21 protein-coding genes and 1 pseudogene are annotated in these 26,356 nt (G+C 36.1%); 17 read left to right on the top strand and 5 right to left on the bottom strand.

Annotated features, from left to right (window positions below):
* From QZ657_RS10680 to QZ657_RS10670, 3 genes are all read left to right on the top strand, one after another.
* On the top strand, nucleotides 1-991 hold a 991-nt coding region (locus QZ657_RS10680; protein WP_291966802.1), incomplete at its 5' end, for an NAD(P)/FAD-dependent oxidoreductase.
* Nucleotides 981-2,099 (top strand): Zn-dependent alcohol dehydrogenase, encoded by a 1,119-nt coding sequence (locus QZ657_RS10675; protein ID WP_291966800.1) that lies wholly within the window; start codon nucleotides 981-983, stop codon nucleotides 2,097-2,099. The genes QZ657_RS10680 and QZ657_RS10675, both read left to right, overlap by 11 nt.
* 3 nt (nucleotides 2,100-2,102) lie before the next feature.
* On the top strand, nucleotides 2,103-2,912 hold the full coding sequence (locus QZ657_RS10670) for an alpha/beta hydrolase (protein ID WP_291966796.1): 810 nt from the start codon (nucleotides 2,103-2,105) through the stop codon (nucleotides 2,910-2,912).
* Here QZ657_RS10670 and QZ657_RS10665 read toward each other — a convergent pair.
* Genes QZ657_RS10665 through QZ657_RS10655 form a run of 3 tightly spaced genes read right to left on the bottom strand, consistent with a single transcriptional unit; the run spans nucleotide 2,895 to nucleotide 5,619 of the window.
* A complete protein-coding gene (locus tag QZ657_RS10665; protein ID WP_276472794.1) occupies nucleotides 2,895-4,172 on the bottom strand; it encodes a TRAP transporter large permease in 1,278 nt (425 codons plus the stop codon). The genes QZ657_RS10670 and QZ657_RS10665 overlap by 18 nt on opposite strands.
* Nucleotides 4,169-4,636 carry a TRAP transporter small permease gene (locus tag QZ657_RS10660; RefSeq protein WP_291966794.1) on the bottom strand — a complete coding sequence of 156 codons (468 nt, stop codon included), beginning with the start codon at nucleotides 4,634-4,636 and terminating at the stop codon, nucleotides 4,169-4,171. Before QZ657_RS10660 ends, QZ657_RS10665 begins: the two co-directional genes overlap by 4 nt.
* Complete coding sequence (locus QZ657_RS10655; protein WP_291961921.1) at nucleotides 4,636-5,619, bottom strand: TRAP transporter substrate-binding protein; 984 nt, start codon at nucleotides 5,617-5,619, stop codon at nucleotides 4,636-4,638. The genes QZ657_RS10660 and QZ657_RS10655 overlap by 1 nt, the downstream gene beginning before the upstream one ends.
* A gap of 290 nt (nucleotides 5,620-5,909) precedes the next feature.
* Between QZ657_RS10655 and QZ657_RS10650 the strand changes: the two genes are divergently transcribed.
* The 8 genes from QZ657_RS10650 to QZ657_RS10615 all read left to right on the top strand — a co-directional run bounded on the left by QZ657_RS10650 (nucleotide 5,910) and on the right by QZ657_RS10615 (nucleotide 16,997).
* A complete protein-coding gene (locus tag QZ657_RS10650) occupies nucleotides 5,910-6,956 on the top strand; it encodes a family 16 glycosylhydrolase (RefSeq protein WP_291966793.1) in 1,047 nt (348 codons plus the stop codon).
* Between the two features lie 312 nt (nucleotides 6,957-7,268).
* Complete coding sequence (locus QZ657_RS10645; RefSeq protein ID WP_291961924.1) at nucleotides 7,269-8,915, top strand: hypothetical protein; 1,647 nt, start codon at nucleotides 7,269-7,271, stop codon at nucleotides 8,913-8,915.
* Nucleotides 8,916-9,829: 914 nt separating this feature from the next.
* Complete coding sequence (locus tag QZ657_RS10640; RefSeq protein WP_291966791.1) at nucleotides 9,830-10,975, top strand: glycoside hydrolase family 117 protein; 1,146 nt, start codon at nucleotides 9,830-9,832, stop codon at nucleotides 10,973-10,975.
* Nucleotide 10,976: 1 nt separating this feature from the next.
* Nucleotides 10,977-11,993: a zinc-dependent alcohol dehydrogenase gene (locus tag QZ657_RS10635; protein ID WP_291966789.1), complete on the top strand. Its 1,017-nt coding sequence runs from the start codon at nucleotides 10,977-10,979 to the stop codon at nucleotides 11,991-11,993.
* A 25-nt stretch (nucleotides 11,994-12,018) separates the two neighbouring features.
* Nucleotides 12,019-12,789, top strand: coding sequence for an SDR family oxidoreductase (locus tag QZ657_RS10630; RefSeq protein WP_276472801.1), 771 nt, complete (start codon nucleotides 12,019-12,021; stop codon nucleotides 12,787-12,789).
* A gap of 19 nt (nucleotides 12,790-12,808) precedes the next feature.
* Nucleotides 12,809-14,263, top strand: coding sequence for an aldehyde dehydrogenase (gene aldA / locus QZ657_RS10625; protein WP_291966786.1), 1,455 nt, complete (start codon nucleotides 12,809-12,811; stop codon nucleotides 14,261-14,263).
* Complete coding sequence (locus tag QZ657_RS10620; protein ID WP_291966784.1) at nucleotides 14,263-15,354, top strand: mandelate racemase/muconate lactonizing enzyme family protein; 1,092 nt, start codon at nucleotides 14,263-14,265, stop codon at nucleotides 15,352-15,354. Before aldA ends, QZ657_RS10620 begins: the two co-directional genes overlap by 1 nt.
* 68 nt (nucleotides 15,355-15,422) lie before the next feature.
* A complete protein-coding gene (locus tag QZ657_RS10615; protein WP_291966853.1) occupies nucleotides 15,423-16,997 on the top strand; it encodes a sugar porter family MFS transporter in 1,575 nt (524 codons plus the stop codon).
* 21 nt (nucleotides 16,998-17,018) lie between these two features.
* Here the strand turns inward: QZ657_RS10615 and QZ657_RS10610 are convergent, their stop codons facing one another.
* Nucleotides 17,019-17,495 carry a nucleoside deaminase gene (locus tag QZ657_RS10610; protein WP_291961932.1) on the bottom strand — a complete coding sequence of 159 codons (477 nt, stop codon included), beginning with the start codon at nucleotides 17,493-17,495 and terminating at the stop codon, nucleotides 17,019-17,021.
* A 193-nt stretch (nucleotides 17,496-17,688) separates the two neighbouring features.
* Between QZ657_RS10610 and QZ657_RS10605 the strand changes: the two genes are divergently transcribed.
* Together QZ657_RS10605 and QZ657_RS10600 are read left to right on the top strand one after the other, a co-directional pair.
* Nucleotides 17,689-18,282 carry a hypothetical protein gene (locus QZ657_RS10605; protein ID WP_291966782.1) on the top strand — a complete coding sequence of 198 codons (594 nt, stop codon included), beginning with the start codon at nucleotides 17,689-17,691 and terminating at the stop codon, nucleotides 18,280-18,282.
* 142 nt (nucleotides 18,283-18,424) lie between these two features.
* Entirely contained in the window at nucleotides 18,425-19,087 is a 663-nt protein-coding gene (locus QZ657_RS10600) for an NAD(P)H-hydrate epimerase (RefSeq protein WP_291961934.1), read from the top strand.
* A gap of 93 nt (nucleotides 19,088-19,180) precedes the next feature.
* Here the strand turns inward: QZ657_RS10600 and QZ657_RS10595 are convergent, their stop codons facing one another.
* Nucleotides 19,181-19,540, bottom strand: a complete 360-nt coding sequence (locus tag QZ657_RS10595; protein WP_291961936.1) for a hypothetical protein — start codon at nucleotides 19,538-19,540, stop codon at nucleotides 19,181-19,183.
* Between the two features lie 697 nt (nucleotides 19,541-20,237).
* Here QZ657_RS10595 and QZ657_RS10590 point away from each other — a divergent pair.
* The 4 genes and pseudogenes from QZ657_RS10590 to QZ657_RS10575 form a co-directional block, all read left to right on the top strand.
* Entirely contained in the window at nucleotides 20,238-21,512 is a 1,275-nt protein-coding gene (locus tag QZ657_RS10590) for a ribonucleotide-diphosphate reductase subunit beta (protein ID WP_291961937.1), read from the top strand.
* On the top strand, nucleotides 21,513-23,309 hold the full coding sequence (locus QZ657_RS10585) for a ribonucleoside-diphosphate reductase subunit alpha (RefSeq protein ID WP_276472809.1): 1,797 nt from the start codon (nucleotides 21,513-21,515) through the stop codon (nucleotides 23,307-23,309).
* 770 nt (nucleotides 23,310-24,079) lie between these two features.
* Nucleotides 24,080-24,670 carry a hypothetical protein gene (locus tag QZ657_RS10580; protein ID WP_291966780.1) on the top strand — a complete coding sequence of 197 codons (591 nt, stop codon included), beginning with the start codon at nucleotides 24,080-24,082 and terminating at the stop codon, nucleotides 24,668-24,670.
* Between the two features lie 59 nt (nucleotides 24,671-24,729).
* Nucleotides 24,730-26,356, top strand: a pseudogene (locus QZ657_RS10575) (hypothetical protein); the annotation flags it as partial.

Here is a 26,356-nt window from a genome sequence, read left to right as displayed (position 1 = left end):
GAAGTCCGTTATTTTGAGCAATGGTGAATCTATAAGATATGATAAGCTTGTAATCGCTACAGGGGCTTCTGCGATCGTACCACCTATTGAAGGTATAGAGGTCTGTAGGAAAGTAAGTGTGTTACGCAGTGCGAAAGATGCCATACAGATACAGCAAGATTTTAAAAGAAGTAACAATAAAGAAGTGGTAATCATTGGAGGTGGTTATATTGGATTGGAAACAGCTGCATCATTGAGGAAATTGGGCGGAAATATTACCGTTCTAGAACGTGAAGAACGTATTTTGGCACGTGTAGCCCCCATAGCATTAGCCGATTATTTTCAAGAATTACATACGGCAAATGGGGTGAAAATTTACACAGGCGCCTCTGCCATTAAAATAATAGAAACAGATGATGCTATAGAAATACAATGTAATAACGGTAATGTTTTTACTGCCGATGTTTTGATTGTTGGTGCTGGTGTAAAGCCAAATACATTTGTGGCGGAAGAAATTGGAGCAGAAATTAATAATGGTATTAAGGTAGATGAGAATTTGCAAACTACGGTAGAAGATGTATATGCCATTGGTGATGTAGCACAATTTTATCATCCTACCTATAAAGAATGGATGCGATTGGAAAGTGTGCAAAATGCCGTAGATCAAGCAAAAATTGTAGCTTCTAATATAATTGGTAATTCACAAAACTATAATGCTATACCGTGGTTTTGGTCAGATCAATATCATGTTAAATTGCAAATGGTTGGCTTATCAAAAGGATTTACACATATGGTAATACGTACCGAAGTAGATAAGAAAGATTGCTTTTCAATTTGGTATTTTAAAAATGATGCACTTATTGCGGTAGATACCGTAAATAATGGGAAAGCTTTTGTTCTTGGGGGTAAATTTATCCAGAACAAGATACTTGTGGATCCATTGAAAATTGCAGATAATACAATTCCGTTTAAGCCGAATAATTTTATAAAAACCGAAACAAATGCCCATTAATGTAAAAGCAGCTGTTGCCACTGGTGATGGAAAATTTATAATAGATACCATTACAATTGATGAGCCTAAGAGCGATGAGGTTTTGGTAAAAATGAAGGCTGCCGGACTATGTCATACGGACTACGATTCCCTTACTTGGGGCAAACCCATAGTTATGGGGCATGAAGGCGCGGGCATAGTTGAAAAAGTGGGAAAAGGTAATTTAGAATTTAAAGCGGGTGACCAAGTCATTTTAAATTGGGCAACACCGTGTATGCACTGTTTTCAATGCCAAGAAGGCAATCAGCATATTTGTGATAATAACTCTCCTGTAGTAGCAGGTGGTAATGGTCATACGCCTGGGCATGCAACGTTAGAAAGTACAAAATGGCGGGGCATGGCAATAGAACGTTCCTTTAACTTAGGCTCTTTGAGCGAATATGTACTGGTGAAAGCATCAGCTTTGGTGAAGGTAAAAGAGGCATCATTGAATTTCTCAGCTGCCGCCATAGTTAGTTGTGGGGTTATGACGGGCTACGGCTCCGTCGTAAACGCCGCAAAATTAGATGCAGGTAGCACAGCTGTAATTTTGGGTTGTGGAGGTGTTGGCTTAAATGTGATCAACGCCTGTAAAATTTCAGGAGCCAATAGGATTATTGCCATAGACATTAACCCCACTAAATTGGAAATGGCCAAAACTTTTGGGGCAACGGATGTTATTTTAGCTCAAAAAGCGGATGTGGGTTTACTGAATGCGGCATCCCAAGTAAAAAACCTTCTAGGAAATAAAATGGCGGACTATGCTTTTGAATGTACCGCCATACCTGCATTAGGTGCAGCTCCTTTGGCTATGGTGCGTAATGCGGGAACGGCTATTCAGGTTAGTGGAATTGAAGAAGAAATAACCATAGATATGCGCTTGTTCGAATGGGACAAAATATATATAAATCCGCTTTATGGAAAATGTAGGCCACAAATAGATTTTCCAAAAATAATGGGTTTGTATAAAAAAGGAGATTTACTGTTAGATGAGATGATAACCAAAGAATATGAATTGCACCAACTTGATGAAGCCTTTGATGATATGTTGAAAGGTAAAAACGCAAAAGGTGTCATCGTTTTTAAATAAGTTATGCAAGGATCATTTAGAACTATAGAACTTTCAGATACTAAATTAGAATTTGACGGACTCCGATTTTTAACCGTCAAAACCCCAAATTTAAAGGGCAGGGGAGATATTTGTGTATTTGTACCCAAGACAAAAAAACCGCTAACCAATTTGCCTATTTATATTTTGCTACATGGCGTATACGGTAGTGCTTGGGTTTGGGCGTTAAAAGGTGGTGCACATATTTCTGCACAAGAAATGATGAACAATGGAGAAATAGAACCGGCCATTATTGCAATGCCATCCGATGGATTGTGGGGAGATGGTTCTGCTTATTTTCCACATCACAGCAAAGATTTTGCAAAATGGATTGTTGAAGATGCGCCTTTGGCCATCCAAGAAAATATTCCGGAAGCAGGTAAAAAAAGTAAACTTTGCATTGGCGGTTTATCCATGGGAGGTTACGGAGCCTTAAGTTTAGGCGCAAAATATTCTGATAAGTTTAGTGCCATTTCTGCACACAGTGCCATTACTAAATTAGAAGAAATGGAACTTTTTGTAGAAGAACCTTTAAATGATTATTTAGAAAGTGCAAGTCAACCCAATGTGCTAGATGTGATTGCCGATAACAAAACTACATTGCCACCGTTACGGTTTGATTGTGGCAAATCAGACCAATTAATCGCTGGTAATAGAAATTTACATGCACAATTAACCGAATTGCGAATACCGCATGAATTTTTTGAATTTAGTGGTGGTCATCAATGGGAATACTGGCAAGAACATATACGTAAAACCTATTTGTTCTTCAATGCCTCAATCGCCCATAAATAAGTCCGGTAAAAACAGTGTTATTTGTGGAAATAGGGTAATTAAAATCAGTACTAAAAAGCTGATACCCAAATACGGTAAATTTGCTTTACTTACCTTTTCTAAAGGCACCTTTCCAATACCAGATGCTACAAATAAACACACCCCCAATGGTGGTGTAGTTAAACCAATGATCAAGTTTAGCAATGCGATAATTGCAAAGTGAATAGGGTCAATATCCACACTTAACGCTACCTTTAATAAAATAGGAAACAGAATTAAAAGTGCCGCTATGGTTTCCATAAACGTGCCAACTAATATTAAGAGCAAGTTTATAAGTAATAGTACCACATATTTGTTGTCTGAAAAACCTAGAATCATATTAGAAATCTCATGTGGAACTTTTTCAGAAACCAATATGTAACCAAATAGATTGGCGAAACCGATAAGCACCATTAAACTGGCAGAAGTTTTCATGGCATCTATTAAAATTGCCATGGTCTTTTTAAAGTTGAGTCTCCTATAAACGAAAGTGCCCACTAAAAAAGCGTAGAGTACCGCAATTATAGATGCTTCTGTAGGTGTAAAAACACCACCAATGATTCCGAAAAGGATAATGAACGTCATTAGCAAAGACCAGAATGTATCTATAAAACCTGTAAAGATCTGTTTAAAGGAACTTCGCTTGTATTTTGGATATTTTCTTTTTTTTGCAATGTAGTAGGTGAGCGCCAACATCGCTACACCCAATAATAACCCGGGTAAGGCTCCGGCTAAAAATAATTTACCTACAGAAAGACCACTTAGGGTAGCCGCAATGATCATAGGAACGCTTGGCGGAATTATTGGTCCTACGGTAGAAGAAGAAGCGGTTACCGCACAGGCAAAATCGGCATCGTAACCTTCCTTTTTCATGGCAGGAATCATAACGGAACCTATACTGGCAGTATCTGAAATAGCTGTGCCCGAAATACCGGCAAATAACATAGAAGAACCAATGTTTGCGAGAGCAAGTCCACCGGGTACGTGACCAATAAGATGATTACAGAACTTAATGATTTTAGAGGTAAGTCCGCCTTGGTTCATGAGGTTTCCTGCAATGATGAATCCTGGTATGCTTAATAATACAAAAACATCAATGCCAGAATACATTTTCATGGGCATGATAATAAGATCGGTACCATTGAAAATAAGAAATGCCATACACGAAATTCCTAATGAAAAAGCAATGGGAAATCGTAATAATAAACAAATGACAAAGACGACAAGAAGTATAATGATCATGGTTTAGGCATTTTAGTGTTTTTTGGTTTTTCGTTTAAAAGATGAACAAGAATAGAAATACCCATAATTGCAATTCCTGAAAACGATATGGCCATAGGATATTTTAAGCTTGGAGATTTTTCTACGGTCCCCATCATTAAGAATTCAAAAGCGTGGTAGGTAAAAACTAGAATGAAAAGAGAAGTGATGATCCAGATAAAATATTGAAGGAGTTCTTGATTTTTTTGACTGAATTTTTCAGCCAAGAATCCGAAATTAACGTAGTAAGCACCCCTAACTGCCAAACCTGCTGCAAAAGCAATAGCATAAATAAATGCAACTCTGGCGGCTTCTTCAGTCCAAGAAGGTGCCTTGGTCATAAAAAATCGACCGTAAATTTGAACTAGTGTAATGCCAACAAAAAGTAAGGTACTTATGATAGTACCCCATTTCATTGCTTTTTTGAAAAATTTAAATAAAGACATTAAGGTAAATCTTGTTTTACAGTGTTATATATTTCTTGCATTTCCGGGGATAGGGTATCGTAGATTGTTGTGCCACATTTTTCTATAAAAGCGGCGTTATCCACATTGACGAAAACCATGCCTTTTGCTTCAAGTTCTTCTCTGATTTTCTTTTCATTTTCAAGAAATAATTGCTGATGGTAGGTAATCATTTCTTCCGATGCTTCCAAGAATATAGCTTTAAGGTCTTCTGGTAATTTCTGAAACGATTTTTCACCGATTACGGGGTATGACCAGCTAACTACATGGTTGGTAAGGTTCACGTATTTTTGAACCTCATAAAATCCGGAAACCTTAATAAGTGCCAAAGGATTTTCTTGTGCATCAATGGTTCCTTGTTGTAGAGAGGTAAAAACTTCAGAAAATGCCATAGGTGTAGTTTTTGCCCCTAAAGCATCCCAAGCAGAAACAAAAGAAGGTACATTGGGTACGCGCAAGATTAGACCTTGTAGATCATCTGGGTGGGTAATTGGCTTATTAGAAGTTAGCTGTCTTACACCAGCTTGAAAGTAACCCAAAGGTTTTAAGCCTGTTTTCTCTAACATTTCCTTGGATATTCGTTTTCCCAAAGGTCCTTGCATCAAAATTTCAACATCATCTGGGGTCTTTAAAAGAAATGGTAACTCGCAAAAGGTCATTATCTCTGTCCAATTACTAAGAAGGGAACTAGTTGTGGTCATATCTAATACACCGGCCTGTATCATACGTATTGCCTCAACTTCCTTGGCAAGTTGCTCAGAAGGAAAAGTTTCCAATACTAATCGTCCATTGGATTTTTCCTTTAATCGTTCACCAAAAAAAATAAACGCCTTGTGCCAAGAATGGTCTTCATTCACAAGTAGGCTTGCTTTTAAAACATAGGGTTCTTGGTTTTTGTTATTACAGCCAAATAAGCATATTACGAGAAACGACAGGAGTAGTCCCGTTACTCTTTTTAAAAACATTTATGGTTGATTAAGTTGATATAATTCACCTTTAAAGTACAATTTTTTAATGGTTTCGTTAATGGTACTTTTTTAATTCATTTTAATAGTCTAGACACATTTTTATAGATAATGTGCTGTTTTTAAGGGGTAAGTCCTGTAATTAGGTCTTTGTTGAAATAGTTTATACATATGAGTATCAGTAAATGTTCAGGGTTATGTCAGTTTTTGTCTAGTTGTTTAATCAAGGTTTTTATTCTTATAACTGTACCTTGAAATCGCTTTTCAACCAAGCTTAAATAAACTCACTCATGAAATTTAAATTATTAATACTTTCTTCATTAATCCTTTTTCTGTTAACAGCATCTAATTGTAGTTCTGGTTCTGATGTTAATGAAACTCCAAATGTAGAAGTGGACAATACAGATCCAAAAGCAGACGAGGAGAAAGAGGAAGTGGTAGAAGAAGATTACAGTACAATGGCGGTTCCTGCAGATCCAGGTTCAGGATTGGAATGGGAATTTCAAAATTTTTCAGATGATTTTGAATATGAGGCACCAGCAGGTAATAAAGGCGATGCCTTTTTTAATAAATGGGATGACTTTTACCATAATAATTGGTCTGGACCGGGCTTGACAGAATGGAGTAGGGATATCCCATTTGTAGCCGATGGTTTATTGCAAATACCGGCGAAAAGAAAAGCAGGTACAGATAAAATAAGCACAGGTTGCATTACGAATAAAACGAGGGTTCAGTATCCTGTTTATGTAGAGGCAAGAGCTAAAATCATGAACTCCGTTTTAGCCAACGGTATTTGGATGTTAAGTCCAGATGATACACAAGAAATAGATATAATGGAAGCTTATGGAGCGGCATATTCAGAAAGTGCTCAAGCGAGCCATTCATGGTATGAAGTTAGAATGCATATTAGTCACCATGTATTTATAAGGGATCCATTTCAAGATTATCAGCCTAAAGATGCAGGTTCGTGGTTTATGAAAGATAATATTAAATGGAGAGAGGACTACCATACCTATGGTGTATACTGGAGAGACCCATGGCATTTGGAGTACTACATAGACGGGGAGTTGATTAGGACCGTTTCTGGTAAAGATCAAATAGATCCTTTGTTTTACACAAATGCAACTAACCCAGGCGATACTAGTGCTGATACACGCACAGGTCTAAGTAAAGAAATGGATATTATTATAGATGTTGAAGATCAAGACTGGCGATCTAGTCCAGCATCGGGAAATCAATCGGATACATATACACCAACGGATAATGAGCTTTTAGATACTGAAGCCCATACACTGAAGGTAGACTGGATAAGAATATACAAACCAGTAGAAAAATAGTTGTTAGTTTATTTAATTGAGTTAAGGGCATGGGGTTGTTACCATGCTCTTTTTTTCATTCTTAAATACTATTGCTACTGTAGTCTAGTAAATACTCTTGGTCTATTTTGTTGAGAATTATGTGGATAGTTTGCATAATGTAATTAAAACATTGATAATCATCAATTTAATTAAAATAAGAGTTTTCTTTTTTTTCTTTTCATATGGTTTACTTTTAAAATAGACCCTTTTTGTCTAGCTTATTCTATAAAATATTTTAATCAATAAGTTATTGTATATTTAAAGGTATAATAACTTCCTATTTGTACAGTTTTGAAAAACCCTTTTTCTAGTTTATTATCAAGTATTACTTCTATCCTTATTATAGTATGCTTGTCTTTTAGTGGAGATATTTTTGCCCAAGAAAACCAGACTAATAATGAAATTAGCGAGAATTACTTATTAAGTTCCAATGAAGAGAAATACGAAAATTCTGAGGAGTTAATTAAAGAACTTCGTATAAGACACGAAACCTTACTTCAAAAAGGCGATACTTTAAAAGGTATTGGTGTTTTAATGCAACTGGCAGATGTATTTGGGCATAGGGCAGATTATGCTAATTCCTATGATGTGTTTTGGCAATCTCTTTTTTTGGCGGATAGGGTTCAGAATGACTCCTTAGATGCCTTGATATCATGGCGTTTAGGTAGGTTCTATAGTTTTTATAAACGAGAAAAAGAATCTCTTAAATATTTAAATAAGGCATTAAGCATTAGAAAAAATATGGTTGAAAAAGGTGAAACGGATTCCGCCTATTTAGTACTAAATTACTTTTCGTTCGTAAATACCTATAGGGAGTTTGATATGCCAGAACTGGCAAGTAAATATTTAGATAGTTGTTTAATATATTACAAAGATGTAAAAAATCAATTACCCATGCCGGAATTGAATTTTGAGAAGGCATTTATACTATCTAAAACAGGTCATAATGAAGAAGCACTTGAATTATTTAAGAGTTTAGAACCCTATTTTTTGAATAAAAGACCTTCATATATGGTTTTAGGCTATACCTACTGGGGGGATGTTTTACAGAATTTAGGAGATTTAAATGGTAGTGTTGACTACTACGAAAAAGCTATTAAAACATCAGAAAAATATAAGCGGCATATTGATTTTACACCTTTAATCTATGAGCGCTTAACGGAGCATTATAAAAAACAAGGAAATTATCAAAAAGCATACGAGAATTTGAAAATAGCAAAAAATCTAGATGCACTGTTTTTTGATGGTAGAAGCTCTATGAACAAATCTATGTTAGAGATACGGGATGACTTTAGAATTGAAAAGCAACGTCAATTGGATCTCATACAACAACAGCGATTTGAAAAGCTAAAACAAGAAGAGAAAATTTCAATGTTGCAGCGTGTAATTTTGTTGGGCACTATAGTCTTTATTTTAATATTGGCATTTTTCTTTTTTAGACACCTTCGCAATAAGCACAAGTTAGAAAAACAGCTAATTAGACGAAATAAAGAATTGGAAATACAAAAGGCTAACGAATTGTTGGAGTTGAAAAACAAAGAACTAGCTGCATCGGTATTACAGCTTGTTGAGAAAGACGAATTTCTAAAAGATTTAAAAGAGAAATTAAAATCCAATAAGGACAATCTACAGCAATCAGAGATAAATAAATTATTACGAACTATATCTGTCAATAATACTAATAATTGGGAGGAGTTTAGATTAAGGTTTACTGCTGTCAATGAGAAATTCTATAAAAAATTGACCAAAAAATACCCCAATCTTACCCAAAGCGACCATAAAGTTTGTGCTCTTATTAAATTAAATTTTTCCAGTAAGGATATGGCCAGATTGCTAGGTATTTCTGTAGAATCTGTGCATACTACCCGTTATAGGTTGCGTAAAAAATTGAAACTGGAAAGAAAGGAAAACCTTGAAGATTTTATAGCACAGTTATAAATGGATTTAAAAGATTATTTCTACATTTTAATTGTTGATGAACGGTAGTCTATATTCGTAGATCTGTAAGTTTTAAGGGATTATAATATTTGTTTATAACAATAGCGGACTTTGGAAGGTAATATGTTTGCTAAAAATTATCTACGGACAGATTTTTATTCCTGTTTTACTAAATTGTGTTGCACTTGGTGCCCAGTCTTACCGTACTGTTTTTTCAGTGGTCCTACTATACTTTTTAAAACCTTGGTAAGGCAATTTAATACAGCGTCTTTAATATCGTTGTAATAAAAATATCAAAGTATCGTAACCTCCTATTTTATGTAAGATTAATAAAGCCCTTGAACGGACCTTTGGTAAATAGCACTCAACATGAAAACATTGATCAAATTATTTCTTTTTTAAATTGAAAAAGAATTTTGTGGCTAAATATGGCTGAACATATACTGGACTATTTCTATTCTCTAATACAAATATGAAATAGCACTGTTTGCATTGATACAATGAAAACAGATTTTTAGGAGCACTTGTAATCAAGTAGCAATTCTTCATACTATTTATAGCATTGATCATTTGTAGTATTGCTTAGCTAATATGGTGCTTAAACTAGCTCGTTAAAGAGGTAGTTTAACCCAATGAACTAAAACTATGAGTCACGGATTTGTTGAATTAAATGAATGTACAGTTTTTGTTCAGTAGGTATTTCAATGTAGATAAGCCGTTATTTCTAAATTGCTTCTCATTATCGATATGATAATTGTCTATTGAAAAAAATATGAAAATGAAATTGTTGCCAAGTGAAAAGTAAACAATTGATAAGCATATAACATTTTGTTTTTGTTAGAAATATAATTCATTTTCTATTTAAATGATGATTGCAATAGACAATGTAGTAATAATCAATATGGAAATAATCCATGCAAACCATAAATAAACCAAACATTAAAGAAGGTGAAATCCCAAAAATTAAGCTAGACAAATTGGGGATTACCAATGCACAATATTTAAGTGCGGCATCTAAACGGGCATTACAATGGCCCGAGGTTGGTAATGAATGGTTTATTGAATTTGAAGAACTTAAACCTTTACTGGGAGATTTGGCTTATGAAGAAGGTGTCTGTAGAAGAGATCCTAGTGCTGTAATTAAAGAGAATGGCAAATACTACGTATGGTATAGCAAAAGTTTAGGTGCTACGCAGGGTTTTGCAGGCAATATTGAGAAGGATAAGGTTTTTCCTTGGGACCGTTGCGATATTTGGTATGCAACTTCTAAAGATGGCTGGACATGGAAGGAAGAAGGTATCGCCGTAAAAAGAGGAGATTCTGGCTCTTTTGATGGCCGTTCTGTTTTTACGGTAGAGGTAATGAAGCATAATGATAAATTCTACCTATGCTATCAAACGGTTAAAAGTCCATATACGGTTCGGGTAAAAAATCAAGTTGGTTTGGCTTGGTCAGATAGCCCTAATGGTCCTTGGCAAAAATTACCGGAACCTATTCTTTCACCAGCTGATAACGGTATTTGGTTAGGTGAAGAGGATAATAGGTTTAAGGTGGAAAAAAAAGGAGACTTTGATAGTCATAAAGTACATGATCCATGCATTTTGCCGTATAAAGGCAAATTTTACTTGTATTACAAAGGCGAACAAATGGGGGAGGAAATAAACTTTGGCGGACGTCAAATTAGACATGGGGTTGCTATTGCGGATAATCCGTTAGGACCTTATGAAAAGTCGGTATATAATCCAATCAGCAATAGCGGTCATGAAATCTGCGTATGGCCCTATGATGATGGAATAGCATCTTTGATCACTACGGACGGACCGGAGAAAAATACCATACAATGGTCTCCAGATGGTATCAATTTTGAAATTGTGGCGAGTATTCAAAATCCGCCACATGCCATAGGTTTAAATAGGACTGCGGATACCGAGGGTAGTCCAACAGAAATACTAAGATGGGGTTTGACCCATATTTACAATAACGACGATTATCAAAGTATAAAGCGGTTTTCGTCATATAATAAAACATCACATACAGCAATAGGAGAAAAAGCAATTTAAAATGATAGCAACACAGTACAAAGGCGGTAAAACATTTTCTGTAATAGAAAAAGAAATAGAAGCTCCTGCAAAAGGAGAAGTTAGAATTAAAGTGGCATACGTAGGTGTATGTGGTACAGATGTACATATTTATCATGGTATGATGGATAAACGTGTAAACATACCCGAGACCATTGGTCATGAAATGTCCGGAACCATAGACGCTATAGGTGAAGGTGTAAGCGGATTCAAAGTAGGTGATAAAATTGTGGTTAGACCGTTGGATGATAGAAAGGTGAAATCATCTGACAAGGGGTTCAACCATATTTGTGAAGAGCTTAAGTTTATAGGTATTGATAGTCCGGGTGCCATGCAACAGTACTGGAACGTACCTGCATTTACACTTCATAAATTAAAAGAAGAAACAGACTTAAAATTGGCGGCATTGATAGAGCCTTTATCAGTAGCAGTGCATGATGTAAGAATGGGTGAATTAAAGGCAGGGGAGACCGCCGTGGTTTTGGGCGGTGGCCCAATAGGTCTTTTAGTTGCTTTGGTAGCCAAGGAAAAAGGGGCACAGGTAATTGTATCTGAAGTAAATGAAACAAGAATATCCAAGGCAAAAGAATTAGGGCTTGATGCTATAAACCCTATAAAAACGGACTTGGTAGATTATGTAAAAAGCAAGACCGATGATAAAAGGGCAGATGTTGTATTCGAGGTTGCAGGAGTTCAACCTGCATTGGATATTATGACAGAGGTTGCCGGTATTAGAGGTAGAATTGTAATGGTAGCTATACATGGCCAAAAGAAAGAAGTAGACTTATTTAAATTCTTTTGGAAAGAACTTAAATTAATAGGGGCAAGAGTGTATGAAAAAGATGATTATGAAAAGGCTATACGTTTAATTACGGCCAATGAATTGCCATTCAATGAAATGATTACGGACGTGCAACCGCTAAAGAATATACAAACGGTATTTGAAAATATAGATAAAAACCCTGACGGACTAAAAGTCTTGATGGATTGTCAATCATAACTAAGAACTAAAACTTTAAAAGAAAATGGGAGTACTGGATAAATTCAGTTTAAAAGGAAAAACGGCATTGGTTACGGGTTGTAAGCGAGGCATAGGTAAAGCCATGGCGATAGGTCTTGCGGAGGCTGGTGCAAATATCATAGGTGTAAGTGCTACTTTAGAGTCAAGCGGTAGCGATGTAGAAAAGGAAATAAAGGCACTGGGTAGAGATTTTAAAGCCTATGCGTGTGATTTTAGTGATAGAAAAGCACTATATAGTTTTATTGCAGCCGTTAAAGGCGATTTTCCTGTAATAGATATTTTGGTAAACAATGCCGGAACCATATTAAGGGCGCCAGCCGTTGAACATTCAGACGAGTTATGGGATAAAGTGATAGAGGTAAACCAAAATGCACAATTCATTTTAACCAGGGAAATAGGAAAAGAAATGGTTGAGCGTGGTGCGGGAAAAGTGATATTTACGGCATCGTTATTAACTTACCAAGGCGGAATAACCGTACCGGGCTATGCAGCCAGTAAAGGAGCGATCGGTCAGTTGACCATGGCCTTTGCCAACGAATGGGCCGGTAGCGGAGTAAATGTCAACGCCATTGCACCCGGGTATATAAGTACGGACAATACAGAAGCCTTACGTAATAACGAAGAGCGGGCAAATTCTATTTTGGCTAGAATTCCGGCAGGAAGATGGGGAGAACCAGAAGATTTTGCAGGTCCCGTGGTCTTTTTAGCTTCGGACGCGGCTGCATATATGAACGGAAGCATCACTCTGGTAGACGGAGGTTGGATGGGTAGATAATCACACTAAAAACAGAAAAATGGCATCAATAAAAGAATACGAAATGTTTATAGATGGATCTTGGGTTACTTCAACCTCTGGTGAAACCATCGATATTATAAATCCATCAACTGAGGAGGTTTACGCAAAGGTTCAAAATGGAACGGTTGCGGAAGCTGTACAAGCATTGGACGCAGCCGATAGAGCACAGAAAGAGTGGAAAAAAGTCCCTGCCAGAAAGAGAGCGGAACTCCTGTATAAATTTGCCGAAGAAATAAAGGCGAATGCCGATAAATTGGCAGAAATTTTAGTAAAGGAACAAGGTAAGTTGCTTAAAGTAGCTAAAATGGAAGTTGCGGTAACCGCTTCTTTTATAGAATATGCTTGTGAGGGAGCACGAAGAATTGAAGGTGATATCATTCCTTCGGATAACCCAAATGAACAAATTTGGATTCAAAAAATACCACGAGGGGTAGTAGTTGCCATAACGGCATGGAATTTCCCTTTGGCTTTGGCCGGAAGAAAAATTGGTCCGGCATTGGTAGCAGGAAATGCTATCGTGGTAAAACCGACTTCAGAAACTCCGCTAGCAACATTAGAGTTAGGGCACTTAGCTAAAAAAGTTGGTTTGCCAGATGGTTTGTTGAATATTATTACAGGACCGGGAAGAGCTATGGGTACTGCCTTGGTAGAAAATCCTATAACCAAAATGGTGACCATGACAGGATCTACTCCAGTTGGTCAACAAATTGCAAAAATGGCAGCACAGAACCTAACGCACGTACAATTGGAATTGGGTGGAAAGGCTCCGTTTATAGTATTTGAAGATGCTGATATTGATGCGGCCGTAGATGCGGCCCTACATTCTAGATTCGATAATTGTGGTCAAGTATGTACTTGTAATGAGCGTATGTATGTTCATGAAGATATTTACTATGAATTCATGAATAAATTCATTCAAAAGACCAAAGCGTTAAAAGTTGGTGATCCAATGCTAGAGGATACAGATATGGGACCAAAGGTGAATAAAAGCGAATTGGAGCATATGGAGCATTTGGTCAAAGTGAGTTTAGATGAGGGTGCAACAATTGCCACTGGTGGTAAACGTTTGTCCGGTGGTGAATTTGATAAAGGATATTGGTTTGAACCAACGGTTTTGACAGATGTAACCCAAGATATGACCATTGTTCATGAAGAGTCATTTGGACCTATTTTACCTGTGTTGAAATTTAAGGATTTTGATGAGGTTGTAGGCTTTGCAAATGACTGTGAATATGGTTTGGCGGCAATGGTATTTACCAATGACATGAATAAGATCATGCGTTGCAACGATGAACTTGAATATGGTGAGATCTATGTGAATCGTGGTCATGGAGAACAGCACCAAGGTTTTCATAACGGTTATAAGTTAAGTGGCTCTGGTGGTGAAGACGGTAAATACGGATTTGAGCAGTATATGGAAAAGAAAACGTTTTACGTAAGACATAAGGCATAATGAGTACAAGAATAGCAAAAGTAGATTGTCAATTATTTAAGGTTCCTTTACCAGAAGTAATGAACGATGCCAAGCACGGCGACCATACGCATTTTGAGCTGGTGACAACTACAATTACCTTGGAGGACGGTACTGAAGGCACTGGTTACACCTATACCGGCGGTAAAGGCGGGCACGCTACCAAAGCTATGGTAGAGCATGATTTTACTTCTTTTTTAATAGGTAAGGATAGTTCTAAAATTGAAGAACTATATGAAGAAATGGAATGGCATATTCACTATGTAGGTAGAGGAGGTATAGCTTCTTTTGCCATTTCTACCATAGATATTGCCCTTTGGGATATTCGCTGTAAAAAAGCCGATAAACCTTTATATAAAATGGCCGGCGGTGCAGACAATACCTGTAAGGCATATTGCGGTGGTATAGATCTTCAATTTCCTATTCCTAAGCTTTTGGATAATATGAGAACCTATTTGGATAGCGGGTTCAATGCCGTAAAGATTAAAATAGGAAGGGAAAATTTAGAAGAAGATTTAGAACGCATAAAAGCGGTACGTGAGTTTGTAGGTCCGGATGTTACGTTTATGGTCGATGCCAACTATTCTATGACCGTAGAAAAAGCGATAAAAGCTATTGAAGGCTTTAAACAATATGATATTACCTGGTTTGAAGAACCGATTATACCTGATAATTATTTAGGATTTGGCGAAATTGTTGATCGTACCGGTTTTCCTTTGGCCATGGGTGAAAATTTACATACCATTCATGAATTTGAATATGCCTTTGCACAATCCAAACTATCCTTTATTCAACCGGATGCTTCTAATTGCGGTGGTGTAACAGGTTGGTTGAAAGTGGCAAAAATGGCGCAGGAACATCATATCCCGGTATGTAGTCATGGTATGCAAGAACTTCATGTAAGTCTTGTCTCTTCTCAACCCAATGCAGGTTGGTTAGAAGTACATAGTTTTCCTATCGATCAATATACCTTAAGACCTTTGGTTGTTGAAAATCATAGGGCGGTAGCTCCTGAAACTCCGGGTACCGGGGTCATTTTCGATTGGGAAAAATTAGCCCCTTATAAGAGCTAAGATTAACTGCGTTTAAGTGAGAGTATTTCTTGTTTTAGCAATGCTTTTATAAGTATGAACTATTACAAATACTTAACATGGAAGTAAATAAAAATTATATAATAAGAATAGCCGCCATTGTTGCTCTGGGCGGCTTTATTCTTGGTTTTGATGCTTCCGTTATTTCTGGAACTTTAAAGTTTGTAGAAAATGAATTCTCCCTTAACGATATTCAATTAGGTTGGCTGGTCAGTTCCATAACCTTGACTGCTGCGCTAGGCACTTTTATTGCGGGACCTTTAAGTGATAAAATAGGCAGAAGAAGCGTACTCAAATATGCAGCTTTATTATTTGCGGTCTCAGCGCTCTTTTCAGCATTTTCCACTACGTTTACTATGTTGATCATAGGCAGGTTAATAGGTGGTTTTTCTGTAGGTGCAGCTTTGATCATTGCTCCAATGTATATTGCAGAGGTAAGTCCGCCGGAGAAGAGAGGGCAAATGGTATCTTTTAATCAATTGAATATTGTCATTGGTATTTCGGCCGCATTTTTTACAAACTATCTAATCTTAAGATTGGGCGATAGCGATTATGGTTGGGTAAACACCATTAATCTGAAAAAATGGAATTGGCGTTGGATGCTTGGTTTAGAAGTGTTTCCCGCATTATTATATTATATAGGATTGTTTGTTGTGCCGCAAAGCCCTAGATGGCTGTCCATGAAAGGTTCTTTAATAGAGGCAAGGCAAACGTTACAGAGGTTCGTTGGAGCAAATGAATCTGCAAAACAAATGAAATCTATTGAAGAGAGTATTCTTCAAGAAGGTAAAAAGGAAAAAGTCCAATTTGGGGAGCTTTTTAAAAAGAACATACGCCTTGTAATACTGGTAGGCATTATTGTTGCCATATTTCAACAGCTGGTAGGTATAAATTCTGTGATGTTCTATGCACCCTTAATTTTTGAACAAACAGGCATTGGTACAGATGCATCGTTTTTACAAGCTATTTTAGTAGGATTGGTAAATTTGATATTTACTATCGTAGCCATGAAGATTATAGACAAATTAGGTAGGAAACCTATGTTGATTTACGGTATGATAGGTATGGCATCAGCAATGTTGATTCTAGCCTATGGTTTTAAGACTGCCACCTATAAATTAGATGACAGCGCATTAAATGGGTTACCTAATGAAGTGCCAATTGAAAAATTAAGGGCTTTGGAAGATCAAACCTTTACTTCAGATTTAGATTTTAAAGCAGCGCTTTCCAATGCCTTAGGTGATGATATAGCCAAACAGTATGAAGCTGTTTTGGTAACTGCCGCGGCAAAGATGAATTCGGTTCTTATTTTATGTGGTATTCTTTTATTTGTCTCTTTTTATGCAGTTTCCATAGGTCCTGTAATGTGGGTACTTTTTTCAGAACTGTTCCCAAATCGTATTCGCGGGTTGGCAATTTCATTTGTAGGTTTGGTAAACCTTACATTTGCCTTTTTGGTGCAACTTGTTTTTCCTTGGCAATTATCTAATCTTGGTAATTCGTTGACCTTTTTGTTATATGCAATTTTTGCAATAATAGGGTTGTTGTTTATTGTTGCCAAGGTACCGGAAACAAAAGGGAAATCACTAGAAGAACTGGAAAAACTACTAGTGAAATCCACATGACATTTTTAAACGGTATCTATATTAGTACTTTGTCTTGTCTTGTTTAGAAGCCCAATTGTTAAAGACTTCAACGGCTTCTTCTTGAAGCATTTGCTTAAAATGAATTTGTCTGTCCTGCATTTCAACTTCTAGCTCATCATATATAAACTGGTCATCAAAATCTATAGCTTTTGCATCTGCCTTATCGCAACCATAATATACTGCCTTTGGTCTAGCCCAATAAATGGCACCAAAGCACATTGGGCAGGGCTCACAAGAAGTATAAATAATACAATCTGTTAACTGAAACGTATTCAGTTTTTTACAGGCATCTCTAATAACCACCATTTCTGCATGTGCAGTAGGGTCGTTCGTAGAAGTTACCTTATTGTGGCCTTCGGCTATAATTTCTCCATCTTTTACAACTACGGCACCAAAGGGGCCGCCTGCGTTTGAGTTCATTCCTTTTGCTGCCATTTCTATGGCTCTTCTCATAAAAAACTCGTGATCTTTCGTCATATCCTTTTCTTATTTTTAAATAGGGATGCAAAATTACGTTTTTTAAAGGCTATTAAAGATGAAGATCATTGTAATTATATGATTTTAAGTAGCTATCAATTATTACAATCTGAAAGATTACTGTGTAAACCACGACCAAACATTTATATTATTAGTAAATGGTGATTAATAACAGATTTTATATACGCATTAGATGAGAAAACAAATGCATTTGGCATCGCAGTATTTAGCTGCTGCAGCAATCAGCTTTGTGCCTAAAAAAGATGATGACAGCCATACGAACTTAGGTTGGTCCATTGAAAAAAAACAACTGGAAACCCACCCCTTATCATTAAGCGGAGATATGCTTTCTTTGAATTATAACACTTTTTCATTAGAATGGAATTCTCCAAAAAATGATGCTTCTCTTACGCTAGATGGTAAAACACATCAAGAGGTGCTGGAATGGTTGGTTAAAACTTCAAAGATATTTTTAGGTAAGGTATATACCTATGAATTTCATTATGACTTGCCGTATACAATAAATGCATCATATGCTTTCAAATTAAATGCATTAGAATTAAAAGAATTAGCATCTTTAAGAACCTTGGCACAATCTAGCTTGGTGGCTACACTAAAAGAAAAAGGTTTGGAATCTGATGTTCGCATATGGCCGCATCATTTTGATTCTGGAGCTTATGCTAGTTTAAGTGATGATATAGCAGTTGGTTTTGGATTGGCAATTCCTGATGCTTTGGTAAATGAGCACTACTTTTATATTAGCGGATATAAAGAGCATAATGGTTAAGATACATCGAATTTTGATGCACTTTCTTTAGGCGAATGGAAAAACGACGGACTTAAAGGAGCGGTTTTACCAGCTACAAAAATTAATAAAGATCAGGCAGTTCAGTTTTTTACTGAAGCTATAAATACTTATAAATAATAGTATGAAGGTAACCAGTCTTTCCTTAGAGGCCTTTAAAGAAATGGATTATTGGGCGGTAGAGAAATACAATTTATCCATTGAGTTGATGATGGAAAATGCCGGTTTGCAGTTGGCTAGATTAATCGCTAAAAAAGCAAACAAAAGTTCGGTAATAACCATTGGGGTAGGTAATGGCAACAATGGCGGCGGCGGTCTAGTCGCTGCTCGTAGACTTGCTGCCTGGGGTTACAATGTAAATTTAGATTTGGTTGTACCTATTAGCAAAGACCTACCAAAAGCTCAATTAGAAAGAGCATTGCTATTTGGGGCAAAGAAAGGTATACCGAAAACTACTGATATTTGGGTAGATGCCTATTTAGGGTTCTCTCAAAGATTACCGCTGTCTGATGCATTTGCCAAAAGTATTACATTGGCCAACGCATCGTCGGCATTTAAAATTTCTTTAGATATTCCCGTTGGAATTTCAAAAGAAAGCGAATTGTTAGGCTTTAAAGCGGATCAAGTAATGACCTTGGCAGCACCTAAAATTATTCTTGAAAAATTACCAAGAGAGGTAGAAGTATATGTGGCCGATTTGGGAATTCCGAAATCTGTTTATGAGCATTTTAATATTAAGATGCCAAATTTTATGCAAAATCAGCTGATAGCTTTAAAATCAGTTTAAACTAGTCAACTAAGAACAATTCAAATGAGAGGTTAATCAGCTAAGAAAAGAATTGATTGTTTGGCGGTTATCAATAATACTTGCTTTATAGTATTAATTTAAGGGTACAGCGTTTGTTTTAATTCTAAAACAACGCTCTTCTCCCAAATAAAGGGGATTACCGTGTTTCTCGGACCAAAATCCGTCTAGAACATCTTTGCTAAGGCACTGGTACACTACAACACCTTTGTAAATATTTTGGTCATCACCGGTATAGCTGAAGTTTATCACCAAAATATTGTTCTTAAAAAAACCTGTACCGGTCTGTTGTTGATTACTGCCAATGGTCCATACGGCCTGTATTCTATTGTTAAAATCTAACGATAAAACTAATTTACCGGTATAGTCATTTGATTTTTCATCTTGGTTGCAACCAATGATGTTATATTCCCCAACTAAATCTTCAATGTTCATATAAGCATTTAATGAAATCGAAATTATCCATAAAAAATAAAATAGATTCAATTTATTTTAAAAGATAGCATAAGACAGATTATTTAAAGTGTAAGATAAAATTTGTCTTTTTTAATAATGTAGCACAGCAAAAATGCTCAAAATTAAGTAGCATAAAATAAGTCTGAATTTTTAAAATTCTTACAAAAATAGCCAATGGGCCTAGAAGTGAGATTTAATTTTTTTGTTAGCGTATTGGTTAAAAGTATGCGAAAAAAAACGAATTTGGCGGGTTGACTAAAGTTACGGTTTAGGTAAAAAATATAATGCTTAGGTTGATATGGTTTTAGCTATATAATTGAGGTGAAACTACTTATGAAAAGGTGAATTTTAATATAAAATTTAGATCGAGGTTCATAGTAATTTTTTACAAAAATTAGCTTATGAAAAATGGAGGAAAAATTAATTTAAAAAAGTTTTTACTGAAGTAATTCTTTAACCTTATTTCACTTCTATATTGAATTATGGTATTATAAGTAATTGATAATCAATAAATTGTAAATTTAAAATAAAATGTTTTTTTACACTTGTTACCATGGTAAAAATCAAATTGTTGATAACCCTGTTAAAAGCTTAAAGAGGTAAATGTAAAATTAAGGTGATTAATTTTCGAACTTTACACCTCGCTTATTACCCACAACATTAACTTTATATTAACATGAAAATCACAGAAGTCATAAAACGGGATTTTTCGACAAAACCCTTCCATTTACACAAGATAACAAATGCCATTTTAAAGGCTATGACAGCTGTTGAACATGGCGGACCCAGTGAAGCCGAAATTATCTCTAATAATGTTCATTCAGCACTTTTAGAAAGAAAGCAGGCAGATATCAGTTATATTCCTACAGTAGAAGAGGTTCAGGATTTTGTTGAGAATAAATTAATGGAAGGTGGTTTCTTTGATGTAGCTAAAGCTTACATTATTTATAGAAATGAGCAGGCACAAAGAAGAAAGTCCAACGTATTTGAAAAACGAGTAAATCTTAAACCTTATGAGTATCCGGCATTATATGAATATGTATCTGCAATAAGACATTCATATTGGATTCATACAGAGTTCAATTTCACTAGTGATATTCAAGATTTTAAAACCGGGTTGACGGATATTGAGCGAAACGCGATAAAAAATACCATGTTGGCAATTTCACAAATAGAAGTTGCGGTAAAGAGCTTCTGGGGAGATATCTATCATAAAATGCCCAAGCCGGAAATAGGTTCGGTAGGAGCAACGTTTGCAGAGAGTGAAGTAAGACATCATGATGCTTATTCGCACTTGTTAGAGATATTAGGGTTGAACGAAGAGTTTAAAAACTTAAAGAAAAAGCCTGTAATAATGAAAAGGGTTCATTATTTAGAAACAGCTTTGAAGAATTCTAAGAGCGAGAATAACCAAGAATATGCAGAGTCCGTTTTATTGTTCTCCTTATTTATTGAGCACGTATCCTTATTCTCTCAGTTCTTGATAATTATGGCGTTCAATAAGCATAAGAATATGTTCAAAGGTATCTCTAATGTTGTTGAGGCTACTTCTAAAGAAGAGCAGATTCATGGTGATTTTGGTATAGATATCATCAATATTATTAAAGATGAAAATCCTACATGGTTCAATAAAGATTTCCACGCATCTGTTCAAGAAATGTGTAAAGAGGCATTTGCATCTGAAAGTGATGTTATCGATTGGATATTTGAAGCAGGTGAGATCGATTTCTTGCCCAAGAATTTAGTAAAGGAATTTATTAAAAAGAGATTTAACGATTCTATAGAAAGTATTGGAATCGAAAAAGTATTTGACGTAGACGAAGAATTATTAGTGCAGACAGAATGGTTCGATGATGAAATTATTGGTACCAAGCACGGAGATTTTTTCGTAAAGCGCTCTATCAACTATAGCAAAAGAACACAAAGTATAACCAGTGACGACTTATTTTAAATGAACGATTCAAAAATTAACTTAGAGACTAGCATACAAGAAGAAGTAAAACTGAATGGTTCTAATGAACTGGTACAGGCTAGAAAAGAAGCACTTAAGAGCTTAAAAGAAGATAAAAAAGAAGGTTTTAAGTGGCTAAATGAAGATAGTCGTAACTTTTTGGCTTCTGGCTATTTAACACCGGGAGTTTCTGCTGAAACCCGTATCCGTGAAATTGCAGATAGAGCAGAGAAAATATTGGGTATGCCTGGTTTTTCAGATAAGTTCTATGGTTATATGAGTGAAGGTTTTTACTCATTGGCTTCTCCGGTATGGTCAAATTTTGGTAAAGAAAGAGGACTGCCAATTAGTTGTTTTGGTTCTAATATTGCCGACGATATGGGTAACATTCTATATACCCAATCTGAGGTAGGAATGATGTCTAAGTTAGGTGGTGGTACCTCCGGTTATTTTGGAAACATTAGACATAGGGGTGCAGAAGTTAAAAATAATGGTAAAGCATCTGGTGCGGTACATATTATGCAGCTTTTTGAATCTATGGTAGATGTCGTAAGTCAAGGTTCTGTGCGTCGTGGTCGTTTTTCCCCTTATTTGCCAGTAGAGCATGCAGATATTAAGGAATTCTTGGAAATTGGAACTGAAGGTAACCCTATTCAAGAATTGACTCATGGAGTAACCGTTACGAACGAGTGGATGCAGGAAATGGTAGATGGCGATAACGAGAAGCGTTCTATCTGGGCAAAAGTATTGCAGAGAAGAGGTGAAATGGGCTACCCGTATATCTTCTTTAAGGATAATGCCAACAATGGTGCCGCAGATGTGTACCAAGAAAAAGGACATAAGATTTATGCAAGTAACTTATGTACGGAGATTATGTTGCCATCTAGTGATGAATGGTCTTTTGTATGCGTACTGTCTTCTGTAAACGTTCTTCATTATGATAAATGGAAAGATACGGATGCCGTAGAAACTATGGTATACTTTTTAGATGCCGTAATTACGGAGTTCTGTGAGAAATTAGAGGTATACCGCGATTCGGAAAGTCGTGAGGATCGCCAAACGTTCTTGTTTATGGAACGAGCTTATAACTTTGCAAAAGATAACCGTGCATTAGGTTTAGGTGTATTAGGATGGCATTCGTTATTGCAGTCTAAAATGTTACCTTTCAATAGTCAAGAGGCATACAATTTAAATAGTGAAATATTTAAGACAATTAAGGATAAATCATACAGTGCTTCAGAAGAGCTAGCCGTTAAATTTGGAGAACCGGCAGTATTAAAAGGTTACGGTAGAAGAAATGCTACGTTGAATGCAATTGCACCGACTACATCTTCTGCGTTTATCCTAGGGCAGGTATCTCAGGGTATTGAGCCAATATGGTCTAATACCTATGTAAAAGATATCGCTAAGGTGAAAACGACCATTAGAAATCCGTTCTTAGTTGAGTTGTTAGAGGAAAAAGGAATGAATACCACGGCAGTATGGCATAGTATCCGTGATTTTGATGGATCTGTACAGCATTTAGATTTCCTTTCAGATTTGGAGAAAGATGTATTCAAAACATATTCTGAAATTGATCAGATGGATATTATCTATCAGGCAGCTAACAGACAAAATCACATTGATCAAGGTCAATCTGTTAATATCATTGTTCACCCAGATATGCCGGTTAAAGAAATCAACAAAATTCACGTAACTGCATGGAAATTAGGTTTGAAATCATTGTACTACCAACATAGTATGAACGCGGCACAAAAGTTCAAGCAAAAGAAAGATTGTGCTAGTTGTGAGGCGTAAAGCCCTTCTACTTTACAAATAAAATTACTTAAAATGGTGTATTGGCAAAAGCAAATAGCTTTTCTAATACACCATCTTCTATATATAATTCTTAGTTGAAATAGGTTTGATCATTCCCTATTCTCAAAATCCCAAAAGTTGTTAAAAGGAACATTTTTTTGTAAGAATTATAAAAGTTGGCTTAACTCTGATATTTTTTTATTGGATTGAACATCTACAATTTAGACGATAATCAATTATGATGTTGTCAAAACTTAATATAATTATCGTGTTTTCTCTTTAAAAAAACCAATACTTGCTAACTTTTGAATTTAAAGGGCTTATCGATAAAATGCTCTTTTTATCTTATTATTAGTATACAATAATTGCGGTTTTACATACACTTCCCTCTTATTTCACAACATTTTATCTTCTTATACATGTGTCGGTAAGTATCTTTAAAATAATAACATATTTATTGTAGTCCAAATTATATTTATAAAAAAAATATACATCAAAAAAATCCCCCGCTATGAATTTTTTCGATTTTCAATTATTATCATTTTTTTCCATAACGGTCAAAAGAAGCGTTGAGTTTACTGGTAACCACAAAACCACCTATTGGTCTTCAAATATAAATTACTTAAATAAAATTTGATTTTTTTAAAAAGTCAAATTCTAACAGTTTTACTACTGACTGAATCTGACATATCTAAAAGTTAGAATACTATAATTTTTTACACATTACCAACAAGATTTTAGAATAAAGTTTCGGTCTTCAAATAATTGCCATGAATATAAAGACTTCCGTAATTAAGAACTGTATAACATTTCTTTTTTTATTTTTTATAACCGCTGGATCTTACGCACAGCTTATTGATTTGCACTACTTACCGCCGTTGCGACAAAAAGCTGCGGACATGAATAATCAAGCTGTTTATTTATCTACACCAGAATCGATATCTTTCGATGTATATATCTATCAAGGCACATCTACAGTGCCAGATATTGTTAGTGTATCCAATTCCAATCCATTTGTTTATCCTTTGCCTAATGGCAATAATGATATTACAATGATAAACGCAACCAATGTAGGAATTGTTTTAAGTGATAGTGGACTTCGGTTTGAAGCTTCGGAGGGTGAAAAATTTTATGTCAACTACAGAGGGCGCTCGGGCTCTCAAGCAACTTCATTAACATCAAAAGTTCGCGCCGTTGCTGGAAATAGCTTCAAATGGGATGATATTAACAACAGTACCAGCAATAAACGTCTTAATGTGCCATTTGGTAAAATGGCAGTAGAACATAAAATTAGTGTAACAAAATATGAAAATAATATTTTTCAAAAGTATAAGAACTTCAAACATAGCGGTAAGACATAATAAAAAGCTATTTCTAAATACATCTAGCTTCATCTATTTAAAAGTATTCCCATCATATTATGAAAAAATATTTAAAATTTAAAAAGAAGAATACTGCACTGGTAATTTTACTTTTTGCTTGCTGTTCATTCCTAAGTATTTCAGCCCAAACCCCTGGCCAAATTTATGAGGCTGCCACTCCCACAACGAACCCTATGGATCCGAATGGTGATGGTTGGATTTCTAGTTCTGGAAGCCCATTTACTGGTGGACATGAACTTTCTGAATTTGAAATTCCTTTTATTCCTGTGCCTGGAGTAACTACCGAACCAGATAACGATCAGCAAACAGGTTCTAGCTGTGGACCCTCTGATATTGTAGGAGATGCTGCGACGGGAGCTGCAGGTGGCTACTATTATATTTCTGATCCAGACGGCATACCCGATAATGGAGATGAGTTAATGTTATTTCGTATGCGTATTGCCAGGCAAGCCAACGGGGCATTCGGATATAGCTTCCTTTTTGATACGGATTTTGCCTTTGGCGATTCAGACCCAAACAGTGTTGCAGGAAATCCAGGCTTTGAAATAGAGGTGATTTATGGTACTGGTAATAATGATATCTTAGTGGAGAATGTTGACGGTACTACAAACGGAACTAACATTAGCGCTTATAGTACCGATAGTAATAGTCAAAGGTCAAACGCTCTTATTACAAATGCGGGTTGTGCTAGCCAAGATCCTATTTTTATTGACTGGTATGTTCCCTTGGCAGATATTGGTATAATAACAACACAAAATTTTAGAGTTGCAGTGGCAACCGCTAGTTCTCCTTCTTCTGCCTTAGGTGGTTCAGCTTCTGATATTGCAGGTGTAGATGGTAATACAGGAGGTAGTGATGATGACCAGTTTACGGCAGCAATTTATGCTTCATCGGATATTGATGGTGATGGTATTGTAGATTCATTAGATGAAGACGATGATAACGATGGTATTTTAGATACCGAAGAGTCTGGTGGAGTAAATCCAAGCGCAGATTCAGATGGAGATGGTGTACCGGATTATTTAGATCCTGATTACCCAGGTTATGTAGATTCTAATGGCGATGGTGTTAATGATAATTTTGACTCAGATCTTGACGGACTGGCAAATCATTTAGATACGGATACGGATGGTGATGGTTGTGCAGATGTTTTAGAAGCAGGTTTTACAGAAAGTGGAACTTTAGCTGGGCAATTGGCAGGTACAGGATATGATACTAACAATGGTCGAGTTACTGGTAATACAGACGGTTATACGGGTACAAATACAGATGTATCCAATTCTGGGGTTTCAACGGCATGTGCTGTGGGTCCCATAGATACAGATGGTGATGGCCTAACTGATGATGAAGAAACTACAGGTGTAGACGATCCTTCTACTCCTGCTAGTCCAAATGGAAATACGACAGATCCAAATCTAGCGGATACCGATGGTGATGGTATCTCTGATGGGCAAGAAGCCTTGGATGGTACAGACCCTAATGACTCTTGTAGTTCGGTAGGTGGTACGCCATTAGGTACTGCAGATTGTGACGGTGACGGTAATCCTAACGGAACAGACCCTAACCCAACAGTTGCGACTGCCGTTGATGACAATACCACAGCAGATGTTGGTATTGCAAAAACTATAGATATTCTATTTAACGATGATTTTCCAACGGGAAGTA

It is taken from the genome of Maribacter sp., from assembly GCA_020629415.1.
Classification (GTDB): Bacteria; Bacteroidota; Bacteroidia; order Flavobacteriales; family Flavobacteriaceae; genus Maribacter; species Maribacter huludaoensis.
The sequence above is the reverse complement of the archived record's forward strand: the minus strand, read 5'-3'. Positions and strand labels throughout refer to the sequence as shown.